Origin of the sequence: Vibrio sp. 947, from assembly GCF_033339115.1 — a bacterium.
Lineage (GTDB): Bacteria > Pseudomonadota > Gammaproteobacteria > Enterobacterales > Vibrionaceae > Vibrio > Vibrio alginolyticus.
On the sequence record NZ_JAWOTX010000001.1, the window covers coordinates 418,989 to 431,439 of the forward strand.

Below are 12,451 nucleotides of genomic sequence, written 5' to 3' on the forward strand. Positions count from 1 at the left end.
GTTAGAAGAAAATGTTAGAAAATTAGGAAAGCTCATGAAATCTACGATGATTATCGTAAGTCATGTCGTTAACGATGCAGTCACTCACGGCTTTGTGCCTGCAGCTAAAGCGATGGACCTTCACGTCGTTCTTATCACCGACCATAAGCTCAGCCATTTAGAGTTGGCGAGTCATGATAGTCACTTTAATCCGGATACCATTCTAGAATGTGATGTCTTCAACCCATTAGAACTCATCGAAACCATCACGGAGCATGAATTAAAGCCAGACGCTATTTTCAGCAATAGTGATCACTTACAAACTTCCACCGCCATCTGCGCGCAATTTTTTGGCCTCCCATCCAAAGATTGGTCTGTCACGTTAAAGGCCAAAAACAAACACTTAACTCGACAAGTGTTAAATGAAAAATCCTTACCCAGCACACAAAGCTGTTTGCTGCATCGCCATTCGAATGTGGCATTAGGCATGGCCTTCCCTGTCGTAGCAAAACCCAAAGAAGGCGTGGCAAGTTTAGATGTACAGCGCTGTGACTCCCAAAGCGAGCTCGATGCTTACTGCGAGGCGTTTTGGCAAAAGCACCCAAACGCCGCCATTCTGGTGGAGCAGTTTCTTCAAGGACCGTTGGTTACGCTCGAAACTTTAGGAGACGGTAACCAACTTATCGCCGTGGGCGGTTTTGATGTGTCGCTCTCTGAGCCGCCTTACTTTATCGAAACCGCCGCAGACTGGAACGGACCAAACGGCATTGCTCACCGAGAAGCTTGCTTGGCTCAACTTAAAGCGTTCGGCGTTGGTTTTGGAGTTTGCCACAGCGAATTTATCATTACGGAAAATGGCCCGGTTCTGGTGGAAATTAACTACCGCAGTATTGGAGATGGCCGCGAATTCTTGCTCAACAATCTCGCTCACTTCGGTTGGTTTAGCACAATTTTGGGTCTGCATTTGGGCCGAAGATTGGCCGGCGATTACCAAATTCATGGCTCAGCACACGTGCACTATGTGGTTGCGGAACACAGTGGTGTTATTGATGGAGATTCGACCTCCTTCATCCAACACGATGGCGATGTCATCACCCAGCAACAGGTACTAAAAACCGCGGGAGAACACTTCCAACAGAGTTATTCCAATAAGGATTATCTCGCCCGAATTTCGATTGTCTCACCATCAGGGCGAAACCTCGACCAAGCGCTGCAGAACGCGCTTAGCAATTTCGATCTCGCTCCGACTCGTGAGGTGGCAGCATGAATGACAACGCTTTGTATCTAACGCAACGATTGATCGACACTTGCTTACGCGAAGACATGTTTGGCATTTTGTCGAAAGCCAAGTTCAGTAGCGACGCGCCAAAAGGGGGAATTGTTCCTCAAGGCGAGCAAGTCTGGCTGATATTTGCCAACTCTGATTTCACGTTGTATTTACCCGTTGCGCCAACGTATTACATGCAGCACTGGCGCTACGGTCACGCCAATGACGAAACACCACCAGGTTGGTGGGTGGAGAAAAATGGCCAAGTCGAGCATCAACAGCATTACAAAGAGTGGATTACACTACTAACGACACTGGCGCATGAGAGCTCTCACGAATTGTTGGCGGGGTATCTTCAAGAACTGGAATGTGCAGAGAAACACAAAGCGCTGTGTGACCAAGCGTTTCATCATCACGCAGACCAAATTTCTCAACCAATATCCGAGCTTGGTTCTTGGCATCAAAAACTGCTGCTAGCCGACCAGATCGCTTCTTACCTTGACCATCCGTACTATCCAACTGCGCGGGCGAAGTTTGGTCTGAGCGATGAAGACCTTGCTAAGTACGCGCCCGAGTTTGCACCAAGCTTTGCTCTGCATTGGATTGCGATTGAAAAATCACTGTTGACATTAACCAGCGAACAACCTGATTGCTGGCCAACCATGGAGCAAGTTGGGCTTCCTGCTGATTTTGCACTGAGCCACGTACTGTTCCCTGCGCATCCGCTCACCCTGCGATCTTTAGAAGCCTTACCCGAAGGTATGATAGAAGCGCCTTTAACGTATCTAGACGTGACGCCGACGCTTTCCGTTCGTACGGTGGTCGTGAACGACGCACCGCACATTCACATCAAGGTTCCGCTGATCATGCGATCGCTAGGCACGAAAAATATTCGCTTAATCAAGCCTTCAACACTGTATGACGGCCACTGGTTTGAACGCCTACTCAGCCACCTTGAACAAACGGACGCCGATTTAAACAGTCGCTTGTTCCATTGCAACGAAAAACACGGTGGACACGTCGGCGAGGATAAAACCTTTGCGTACATCGTACGTGAGTATCCACTTATTCATTGCGAAGACAAAGCGCTAGTTCCGGTTGCCGCACTGGCAAGCCCAATGCCTGACGACCGCTTGTTTTTAGAACATTTGGCGGAGCAGTACTATCAACAAGATACGCTGGCTTGGTTCCAAGATTACGCCGACCTATTATGCCAAGTGCACCTCACCTTGTGGCTTCGTTATGGCATCGCATTGGAGTCCAACCAGCAAAACGCCATCATTGCATTTGATCAACAGGGCAAAATGACGCTCGCGATGAAAGACAACGACGCGGCGCGAATTTGGCCAGAGCGCTTCCACTTTGCAACAGAGCATGCTGCCCAAAAACACGGCGCAAAACTACTTCCAGTGGATTGCGATGAACTGCTCGATCAACGCATCAAAGTCGACAATGAATTGGCGCTCGGTCAGATGTTTACCACCATCACATTACAATTGGATATCGCAGCGATTGTAGAAGCCATGGCAGCGAAGGGCATTGCCTCTTCAGCATCGCTTTACGCCATCGTGGCCAAAAGCATTGCAGAGCAACTCAACCGATTGGAAGGCGAAGGGTTAGAGACAAAACTGGCTCGCGAGTTACTGCAAGAGGCACCTGATTTGTACGCCAAGTACTTGTTGAGCTCTGGCAGTTTGCTCTCGAAAGAAGCCTCCGGCGCGAGTGACATCAATAAGTTCTATGGTTTGTCGGCCCCGAACTTCTTACTGCTTTCTAGCGAAGAAGCGCAGCGCGCCTACTTAGAAGCCATCAAAAAAAGCGTACGTTAAACGATTATGACCAAACTCATCTACAGTGTGTTGTTGTGCCACTTTATCGCTGCGTTTGCCGCGTTAGGTATGCCGCTATTTCTACCCGTCGTGTTGCCAACGTTAGGCGCAAGCATTGATGCGGACTGGGCAGGGGTATTGTTTATCCTACCTACGTTTTGTACTGCGTTGGCAGCGCGATTTTGGGGCAACTTTGCCGATCGCTACGGTCGCCGCCGCTCACTCTTGCGTGCGCAACTTGGCCTTGCAGCAGGGTTTGCGCTGTGCGGCTTGGCAGACAACCTCGCCATGTTTGTGTTTGGTCTTATTGTTCAAGGAACCTTTGGCGGCACCATGGCCGCCTCGAACAGCTACTTATCTAGTCAAATTAAAGAAGCCAAAACACTCGGCAAGTCACTCAATAAAACCCAACTATCTGCTCGCTTGGCGCTGATCGTTGCGCCTATTGGGCTCGGCTGGAGCTTGTCAGAGACCAACCCACTCAACGCGTACCTGTGGTTATGCGTTTTGCCTTTAATTGCTATGGGCATCACGCTAACACTGCCAGCGGATAAACCCGCCGACCAAAACCTCGAAAAGCCAAACTCAGAACCTCAGCAAGAAAAACCGGTTGCACAGAAAAACGCAATGCATGCCATTCGTTGGATCTTCTTTGCTCAATTCGGGTTTGCGTTTTCTATGGTGGTGACCTTTCCTTATTTCTCGCCGTTTGTGCAGCAATATGGCATCACTAACCACGCATGGATCGGTTTTTTGTACGCACTGCCGCATGGCGTCTATCTGTTGCTGGCAGGAAAAATTCACGTGTTGTCAGATGGGTTGAATCGACATCAACCGCTGCGCACGTTGTGGCTTGGGTTTGCATTGCTTGCCGTGAGCTCTGCCTTGCATTTGATTGCGTCCGAAACCGCACTCATTGCTGCGAGAATTATCTTCGGCATCGCGATGGTGTGTTGTTATCACGGATTGCATCAGCATCTTGCGAGCAATCTGGATCGCAAACTCAGTGGCAAAGTATTTTCTCGCTTTGATGCCATGTCCAAATGGGGTGGCGTGGCAGCGGGATTTTGCGCTTCTTTCATTTCTAGCTTGGGGCTACTTGAGGTTCCTTTCCTACTTTCTGCGATAGTCAGCGTAATCACCTTGATCGCGCTGATTCTCCACTCAAAATTTGGAAATCAACATGTTACAAACTCAATCCTCTCAGACTAGCGAGTTGCGCGCGCATGAGGTGCAGCTCAACCGTGAGAAAGCCCAACTCAACACGATAATGGGTGTTCTTAATTGTTACTTACGTGAATTTGCGCTACCGAATCAACAAGTGGAATGGCACTACCAATCGACATCGCTACCCCAAACGTTAAAACGCAACTATCCCGCTAAACAGCGGATAGCCGTTCATCTTTCTCAACAAAATGGCGTGTTGGTTTTGCCGATTCACTACGCGAGCAAACTGGGCAAAATCAAATTGGCAGAACTGCCTTGGGCGAAAATGCCGGGATCTGGTTGGGCGAAATTGGATGCCACGCAAACTCTTACGCTTTTGCTTAACTATCTCAAGCAGGTATTGGCGATCCCGTTTAACCATGAGCTGATCGAACAACTAGAAAATACCGTGCTGGTTACCGAGCAGTTTCTCAACGTCGCGCCCAAATCGCATCACAACGAATTTATCGCTTCGGAACAATCTCTGATTTGGGGGCATACTTTCCATCCGACCCCGAAAAGTCGTTCGGGCGTCACCATGGATGATCTCTTGGCGTTTTCTCCAGAAGTCGGCGCGCAAGTCCCGTTGTACTGGTTTGAAGTGGATACGTCCTTACTTGATGTGCTGAGTTCTGACGGAGAAGCTAACCCTGCGCAGCGCATGCTACAACAGCTCGCGCCACAACACGCCACCAACAATGGGAAGACCCTCTACCCTTGCCATCCTTGGGAAAGCTACACCATTTTGAGCAACCCAAGCGTGAAGCGTGCCATTGAACAAGGCAAGATCACGCCACTGGGTTTAGGTGGTGAAAAGATGCAGCCAACCTCTTCAGTTCGTACCCTCTACCACCCAGACATGGACTGGTTTGCGAAATTCTCCATCAACGTACGATTAACCAATTGCGTGCGCAAAAACGCGTGGTACGAACTCGACAGCGCCGTGCAGATCTCGTCGATTCTTAAACCAATTAGACAAAACGAACAGCTGCACAACCCCGTATTTAAGGTGATGACGGAGCCTTACGCCACCACGTTGAATCTAGAAAGTGTCGCTGAGCGCAATTGGGATGACAACACCAAAGCGCGCGAATCGTTTGGGATTTTGTATCGCGAAAATTTCTCGCTGAGCGAAGTCGACATCTTAAAACCAACCCTCGCAGGCGCTCTGTTTGCTTACGACAAAAACGGCAACAGTTGCATTGCTCAACGCCTTAAAAACAAAGCGCGTACTACGCAAAATCGCTATTCCGACATCGCGACACTGTGGTTTGAACGCTATTTGCATTGCCTAATTCCGGGCGTGTTTAATTACTACTTCAAACACGGAGTGGCGTTTGAGCCGCATTTGCAAAACACCTTGATTGGCTTTGAGCAAGAGATGCCGTGTTGTGTTTGGATTCGTGATTTGGAAGGCACTAAATTACTGCCAGAGTTCTGGCCAGCAGAAACATTAACTGATTTGTCTGAACGCGCGCGACAATCGGTTTGCTACAGTCGCGAACAAGGCTGGAATCGCATCGGATACTGCACCTTTATCAACAACATCAGCGAAGCGATTTTCTTCATCGCAGAAGGTGATGAGCCACTAGAGCAAACGCTGTGGAATGCGGTGCAAAGTGCCATTGTGCGTTGGCAATCCGTGAATGGAAAACAGCAGGAACTAGAAGCGTTGCTGAATGGCGGTCACTTCCCAAGCAAAAATAATTTCACCACGCGCTTGATGCAAAAAGCCGATAAAGAGTCGGGCTATACCCAAGTCGCCGCGCCTTGGCAGCAACACGAAAAAGGAGCGCAACATGTCTAATTCCCTCTCTCTACCGACACGCGTTAGCCAACAAGTTCACACGCTCGCACAGCAGCAAAATCAACCCTTGTGCGCGTACGTGTATGACCTAAACGCCTTAGAAGAACACATCAAACAACTGCGTCACGTTTTGCCGAAAAATGTCGAGCTATTTTACGCAGCCAAAGCCAATCCATCAGGCCCTGTTCTCAAAACACTCGCGCCGTATGTCGATGGTTTTGAAGCGGCATCTGGCGGGGAGCTGGCACACCTCCACCAGCAACAACTCGATAAGCCATTGATCTTCGGTGGCCCAGGAAAAATGCAAAGTGAATTGCAACAAGCGATTGAGCTTGATGTCGATGCAATTCATGTCGAAAGCCTCACCGAGCTACAACGCATTGGAGCACTAACCGAGCGCCTCAACCGCCCGGCTTCGATCTTTTTGCGTATGAACATTGATATCGGCGACATCACGCTCAGCAAGTTGGCGATGGGCGGCAAGCCGACCCCTTTTGGTTTGGACGAGTCCGAACTGAGTAATGCTTTGATGTTGCTGCGCGATTTCCCGCAAGTGTCACTGAAAGGATTCCATTTTCACTTGATGTCGCATCAGCTCGATGTTGAACGTCACTTAGCGTTAATGCAGCGCTATTTCCAAGTCGTGAAAACGTGGCAGCAGGAGTTCGAACTCAGTGAGCTGATGATCAACTTGGGCGGCGGTATGGGGATTAACTACCAAAACCCTGAGCAACACTTTCCGTGGATGGAGTTTTGCGACAAGTTGGAATTCCTCATCGCCAAAGAGCAAGTGCAAGACTGGACACTGCGTTTTGAATGCGGACGTTTCATCACGGCGGCATGCGGTTATTACGTGATGGAAGTACTGGATATTAAACAAAATCTTGGCGAAAACTTTGTCATCGCGCGCGGAGGAACTCACCACTTCCGCACGCCAGCGGCGCAGAGCCATGATCATCCATTCGTCATCCTGAAAAGCGAGCAACACCATGAGATTTCTCATCCAATTCAGCATGCACAAGCGACCTTTGTCGGCCAGCTTTGTACGCCCAAAGATGTGCTGGCACGCAATCAACACGTCGCCCACGTCGATATTGGTGATTACGTTGTGTTTACCTTAGCGGGCGCCTATGCGTGGAACATCTCCCATCAAAACTTCTTGATGCATGAACCGCCGATCTTCCACTATTTCTAAACGGCATACTTCGCTTCACTCAAGCCCCAATCATTGGGGCTTTTTTATTCCATCTCGGCACAGATTCATTGCCATTAACCGCTTTTCGAAATCGCAATAATGCGTTTTATCAGCTCGTCGGGTTCCATCTTGGGGTTGCGGTAAAAACGGAAAATTTCCGAGTTTATCGCTTGCTGGGCAACCGGATTGACCGCCATTGAATCAATCATACTCGGCACAGCGAGGTTGTGTTTAACGCCGTAGTGAAAGTCTTGATATGACTGGACCTGACACGGATTAAAATCGCTGATGTCGATATCGGTACGTACCGGAATCGAGCCCTTTACCTTATTGAACTTAGCTTGAAACTCGACATCTGCCAGCGCGCTTGCGGTTTGCTGAGCAGCCTCGGCAGAAAACGACTTGCTCGACATAAACACCAAGCTGTCCATGTTGTAGAGGAATACACCATCGCTGTCCGGCGTTGGGTAACAGCCGACCTCTTGCGGAACCGAGACTTGATTGGCGAGCAGCTCACCTAAAATCCAATCTCCACCGATTTGAAACAGCGCTTGACCGTCGGCTAGCGCTTGGGTTGCCGTATCCCATTTACTGTCGGGTAATTGGTTGTCGATCAACAAACTTAGGCGACGAAATTGCGTCAGCGCTTGGCGCAGGGTATCGCTGTCGATGCTGTCTCGCTCTAGTTTAACCATTGCATTGGTGTAGAACTCAACGCCGCCAGTGGAGATCACTAAGTTCTCGAAAAGTTGGGCGACTTGCCACGGCTGCTCACCGACCGCGATCGGCACGATGCCATTTTGCTTAGCAAGCTCCATGGCGGCGAACATCTCTTGCCAGTTTTTCGGCGCGGACAGATTCAGTTGTTTAAGCAGCTTGTGGTTGACCCACAGCCAGTTTAAGCGGTGCAGCGTGAGTGGCAGGGCGATGTAGCCGTTTTTGTTTTGTTGATTTCGATAGACAGTGGGTAGAGCACCTCGTCCCAGCGCTGCTCATCGGCAACCGCGTTGACGTTGTGCAAAATACCGATGGCATCCCACGCCTTAATACTTGGCCCTTCGATTTGCGCGAAGCTCGGTGGATTGCCCGCCAGCGCGCGAGCTTGCAGTACCGTCATCGCGCTGTCACCACCACCGCCTAACACCGGGCTTTGCAGCAGCTCAATATCGTGCCGTTTTAGCTGAGCTTTAAGTGTTTGCAGCGCTTGCTGCTCGCCGTCAGAAGTCCACCAATGTAAAAACTCTACCCCTTGTGGCGACTCAGCGTGAGCGACGCAAGGGGCGAGCAACAGTGGGAACAAGAATGCCAGTTTGTTCATAGTCAGTCTCTCGGGAAAGTCAGTGTGGCGCAGAGGCCGCCAAACTGAGAATGGCTCAGCAACAAGTTGCCGCCATGAGCCTTTGCAATACTCTGTGAAATGGTTAACCCCAGCCCACTGCCTTCTTTATCGTTGCTAGCGCGGAAGTATGGCTGGCAGAGCTTTTCAAGTAATAAATCGTCAACGCCGCCACCGTGATCTTCAATTTCAATCTGGATCGACTCTGGGCTTTCACTCAGCGTAATGTCCGCTTGATGGCCGTATTTGAGCGCGTTATCGACCAGATTCTGAATGCAGCGCTTAATCGCTAACGGTTTACCAGCAAAGTGGGTGCGGATTTCACCGTGGATGCGAATTGTGTCCGGCGCATCGGCGATATTGGAGGAAATGTGCTGAATCAGTTGGGTGAAATTGATCGGCTCGATTTCCTCGTGGATATCGGTCTCTTTAATGCATTGCAATGCGCCTTTGACCATCAAATCTAGGTCGTTACTCAGGCGGATAAAGCGTTCTCGGTCGGCGTCGTCATCCAGCATTTCCGCTCGCAGTTTTAGGCAGGCAATCGGCGTTTTCAGATCGTGGGAGATGGCGCTGAACAACATTTCACGGTCTTTAATATGGCTGTCGATGCGTCGATTCATCTTGTTAAACGCACGTACCGCCGCTTTCAGTTCGTTACTGCCTCGCTCAGAGACTTCGGGCACGTCTAGTCGGCTCGACATCAGGGTTGCGGCTTTTGCCAGCTCTCGAATTGGTTGAATTTCTTTGCGAACGATAAACCAGGTACACAGCAACAGCATTAGCGCGGACACCAATAGCGTCAGCCATTGGCGCAGCTCAAAATAGTTAGTCTCTAGGTTGATGTAAGGCGCAGGCAGGACCGCCGCGAGATAAAACCATTCGTTCTGCGCGACTTCGACCTGCATCACCAGAATCGGTGGATTGAGGTCACCAAACGAAAGCGAATAATGCGCCCACAATAGCGGCAGTTCATCGATAGGTAGCTCGTTGTTGAATACTTTGAGTTTGTCGCGCTGGGTGAACTCCACCTCGATATTAGGAATGCCGCTCAGCTCGCTTTCTAATACTTCACGAACTTGGTTGATGACCAACGTTTTGCGCTCGCTCTCTGGCAGCGGGTCGACGTCAATCTGGTGATTGTTGAGTGAGACGAAAAAGCGCGTACCACCCATGTTGCGTAGTTGATTGAGCACCAAGTGGCGATATTCCGAAGGGAGGGTTTGAAAGAAGGCGATGGTAGAAGAAGCACTCAGTGCTAAGCTTTTAACTGTGGTGGTCAGGCCTTCTTTATCGCGTTCGCTGGCGTGTTGATACCAGATAATCCCGGATAATACTTGCGCTAGAATGATCACCAGCAACAAGAACACACTGGTGCGAACAACCAGTGACCCCGTCCAGCGTTTAATTCTCATAGTGCACGTCCGTGGTCAGCATGTAGCCTTTATTACGCACCGTTAAGATCAGAGAGCGGTCTTTATCTTCAAGGTGATGACGCAAGCGGCTGATCTGCACGTCAATGCCGCGTTCAAACGGGTCGGCATCGCGTCCCCAGATCTCGCGCGCAATATCATCGCGCGACAATATTGATTGCGCGTGGTTGACGAACAAACCGAGCAGCGACAAATCCGCGCCACTCAGTTGCTTGACCTCGCGGCTAGCAACGTGGGTCAGTTGCCGGGTTACGGTATCTAATAACCAATCGTCAAAACGCACTTTACGCGTCAGTTTGCTATTGGCGGTCGATTGGCTGCGTCTCAGAATCGTTTTGATGCGCGCGAGCAGTTCTCGAGGACTGAATGACTTGGTGATGTAGTCATCAGCGCCCATTTCTAGCCCTGCGACTCGGTCGGCTTCTTCGGTGACGGCGGTCAGCATGATGATCGGAACATCGGAGTTTTTGCGCAGTTTCTGACACAGGGTAAAGCCGTCTTCACCGGGCATCATAATATCGAGGATGATTAAATCAGGATGGTGATCGTTAAGCAGTTGCCACATCACGTCGCCATTTTCTGCGCAAAGCACCTCAAATCCAGCTCGACCAAGGTAATCCGACAACGCTTCGCGAAGGTCGAGGTTGTCATCGACGACCAGTATCTGCTTGTTTTCCATCCTACTTTCCCTGTGTCCGTCCCTGTGCCTGCCCCTGAGTTTGGCGCTGGTCAATATGATGCATTCTTAAACGCCCATGCACAATCGAGCCGATTACAATTTTCACTTCTCGGTGTAAGAGATTTGTAAGCGGCCACTTACAAACTGATTGCCTTTTGTAACCTTAGGCGCCGCCTTGCTCGCTATGATCATCCTGACCTTACGTGAAACAGCATGACCTGAAGGAATCAGGTCCTACAACACTGACATTCGTCAGGAGGAAACCATGTTTGCAAGTATATTTGGACAACTACAAAAAATAGGGCGGTCGTTGATGCTGCCTGTGGCGGTGTTACCGGTGGCTGGCTTGATGCTGGGTATTGGTAACGCGGGGTTTGCGTTTATTCCAGACGCGGTCAACAAAGTGATGCTCGCCGCCGGTGAGGGCGTGTTCGGCAACATGCAGTTGATGTTTGCGGTCGGTGTAGCGCTCGGGTTATCAAAAGGCAATGACGGTGCCGCTGCGCTCGCAGGCTTAGTTGGCCTAATTATTATGAACGCATCGCTCGGTATCGTGACTGGCCTACGCGGCCTAGAAACTGACGCCACCATCATGGGCGTTGAGACGCTGCAAACTGGGGTGTTTGGCGGCATCTTTATTGGTGCGGTCGCGGCAATCATGTACAACCGCTTCTACAACATCAAACTGCCAGAGTACTTGGGCTTTTTCGCGGGTAAGCGATTTGTGCCCATTGTCACCGGTTTATCGGCGATCGTCGTTGGTGCGATTCTCGCGTTTGCATGGCCACCTGTCGGACAACTTCTTGATGCATTCTCTCATTGGGCAGCGTACCAAAACCCTGTACTCGCGTGGGCGGTTTACGGCGCGGGCGAACGTTCTTTACTCCCGGTTGGTTTGCACCACATCTGGAATGCGCCGTTCTTCTTTGAAGTCGGCAGCTATGTAGACCCAGAAACCGGCAAAGAGTTTACTGGTGAGCTCACTCGCTTCTTCGCGGGCGATAAAACCGCAGGTTATCTGTCTGGTGGCTTTATGTACTCCATGTGGGCGCTACCAGCAGCGGCACTGGCGATTTACCACTGCGCGTCTCCTGAGCGTAAGAAAATCGTCGGCGGTTTGATGATGTCTGCGGCGTTGACCTCTTGGTTAACTGGTATCACAGAGCCAATCGAATTTACCTTCCTATTCGTCGCGCCAGTGCTGTACGTAATCCATATTTTCCTAACTGGTATTGCGTTTGCGATCACCGCATTTTTGGAAATCAAACACAGTACTGACTTTGCGCACGGCGCGATCCAGTTCTTCCTTTACTACCCAATGTCGAGCAACGCGTGGATGTTCATCATCATCGGTCCAATCTGGGCGACGCTGTACTACGGCTTGTTCCGCTTCCTAATTGTGAAGTTGGATCTGAAAACGCCGGGCCGTGAAACCGACATTGCAGAAGTGAAGATTGCCGGACAACCTGATGAAATTGCGGTGGATGTAGTCGCTGCATTGGGCGGCAAAGCCAATATCAAGTCAGTCGATGCGTGTATCACCCGTCTGCGTGTCTCGGTGAAAGACATTGCCAACGTTGATGTTGCTAAGCTAAAAGCACTCGGCGCGCGAGATGTTTTAGTGATTGGCGACAGTTTACAAGCGATTTTTGGTACGCAGTCTGACTCAATTAAGTCAGAAGTGCACAGCGTACTCGCCACCTCCTGATCTTACCTCCCC

The 12,451-nt window shown here is 50.3% G+C and carries 8 protein-coding genes and 1 pseudogene; 6 read left to right on the forward strand and 3 right to left on the reverse strand.

Annotated features, from left to right (window positions below):
* Positions 1 to 34: 34 nt before the first annotated feature.
* From R7Q39_RS01820 to R7Q39_RS01840, 5 genes are read left to right on the forward strand one after another with little or no spacing between them, the layout of a single operon-like run.
* A complete protein-coding gene (locus R7Q39_RS01820; protein WP_258660395.1) occupies positions 35 to 1,246 on the forward strand; it encodes an acetyl-CoA carboxylase biotin carboxylase subunit family protein in 1,212 nt (403 codons plus the stop codon).
* Positions 1,243 to 3,075 carry an IucA/IucC family protein gene (locus tag R7Q39_RS01825; RefSeq protein ID WP_258660396.1) on the forward strand — a complete coding sequence of 611 codons (1,833 nt, stop codon included), beginning with the start codon at positions 1,243 to 1,245 and terminating at the stop codon, positions 3,073 to 3,075. Before R7Q39_RS01820 ends, R7Q39_RS01825 begins: the two co-directional genes overlap by 4 nt.
* Before the next feature lie 6 nt (positions 3,076 to 3,081).
* Complete coding sequence (locus R7Q39_RS01830; protein WP_169628469.1) at positions 3,082 to 4,287, forward strand: MFS transporter; 1,206 nt, start codon at positions 3,082 to 3,084, stop codon at positions 4,285 to 4,287.
* The gene (locus tag R7Q39_RS01835) at positions 4,259 to 6,088 is read left to right on the forward strand and encodes an IucA/IucC family protein (RefSeq protein ID WP_318075701.1); all 1,830 of its coding nucleotides are present in this window, start codon (positions 4,259 to 4,261) and stop codon (positions 6,086 to 6,088) included. The genes R7Q39_RS01830 and R7Q39_RS01835 overlap by 29 nt, the downstream gene beginning before the upstream one ends.
* Entirely contained in the window at positions 6,081 to 7,283 is a 1,203-nt protein-coding gene (locus R7Q39_RS01840; protein ID WP_042522236.1) for a type III PLP-dependent enzyme, read from the forward strand. The genes R7Q39_RS01835 and R7Q39_RS01840 overlap by 8 nt, the downstream gene beginning before the upstream one ends.
* 74 nt (positions 7,284 to 7,357) lie before the next feature.
* Here R7Q39_RS01840 and R7Q39_RS01845 read toward each other — a convergent pair.
* The 3 genes and pseudogenes from R7Q39_RS01845 to R7Q39_RS01855 form a co-directional block, all read right to left on the reverse strand.
* Positions 7,358 to 8,601 (reverse strand): annotated as a pseudogene (locus R7Q39_RS01845) (ABC transporter substrate-binding protein).
* Positions 8,602 to 8,603: 2 nt separating this feature from the next.
* Positions 8,604 to 10,034 (reverse strand): ATP-binding protein, encoded by a 1,431-nt coding sequence (locus R7Q39_RS01850; RefSeq protein WP_023584462.1) that lies wholly within the window; start codon positions 10,032 to 10,034, stop codon positions 8,604 to 8,606.
* Positions 10,024 to 10,731 (reverse strand): response regulator, encoded by a 708-nt coding sequence (locus R7Q39_RS01855; RefSeq protein ID WP_031820810.1) that lies wholly within the window; start codon positions 10,729 to 10,731, stop codon positions 10,024 to 10,026. Before R7Q39_RS01855 ends, R7Q39_RS01850 begins: the two co-directional genes overlap by 11 nt.
* 265 nt (positions 10,732 to 10,996) lie before the next feature.
* Between R7Q39_RS01855 and ptsG the strand changes: the two genes are divergently transcribed.
* On the forward strand, positions 10,997 to 12,439 hold the full coding sequence (ptsG, locus tag R7Q39_RS01860) for a glucose-specific PTS transporter subunit IIBC (protein ID WP_017447155.1): 1,443 nt from the start codon (positions 10,997 to 10,999) through the stop codon (positions 12,437 to 12,439).
* The last annotated feature ends 12 nt before the right edge of the window (positions 12,440 to 12,451 follow it).